Raw genomic sequence first — 576 nt, 5'->3', positions numbered from 1 at the left:
GCCGCCAGAACCGTTGATGATGTAGACATCATCACCCGCGCCCCCATCAAGGGTCACGGTGCTCAGGTCAACGTTGAACGTGTCGTTGAACCCCGTACCGATGACCTTTTCGATGTTGACCAGGGTGTCGCCTTGCGCGTCACCACCRATKCCGGGGCGCCCGCCGCCGGTACGGATATCGACGTTGATCGCTTCGGCAGACGTCGAGTAGTCGACCGTGTCGATCCCCGCGCCSCCGTCGAAGCCCATCACCCGATCATCGGCGACAAAGGTGTCGTTGTAGCTGGAGCCACGGATCATTTCGATGTCGGTGAAGGTGTCRCCTGCCGCGATCCCGGAGTGCACGCCAGTTTTCAGGTTGAGGTTCACCGCCACGGTGCTGTCGGTGTAGCCGACAGTGTCCATACCGGCGCCGCCRAARAACTGRTCTGCACCGCCGCCACCAAACAGCACGTCATTACCGGCACCGCCGCTGATGATGTTGTCGCTGGCGTTGCCGTAACCGGTAAAGGCTGCCGCCCCGGTATACGTCAGGCGCTCAACGTTGGCCGCCATGGAGAAAGTGGCGTAGCTGGT

General features: G+C 61.7%; 1 pseudogene. It reads right to left on the bottom strand.

Annotated elements, in window-relative coordinates:
• Positions 1 to 576: pseudogene (locus tag AC1DLB_RS31650) on the bottom strand (beta strand repeat-containing protein); the annotation flags it as partial.

This window comes from Pseudomonas sp. 05N434, from assembly GCF_056396965.1.
Note: the sequence above shows the minus strand (reverse complement) of the source record. Positions and strands in the feature narration are given on the sequence as shown.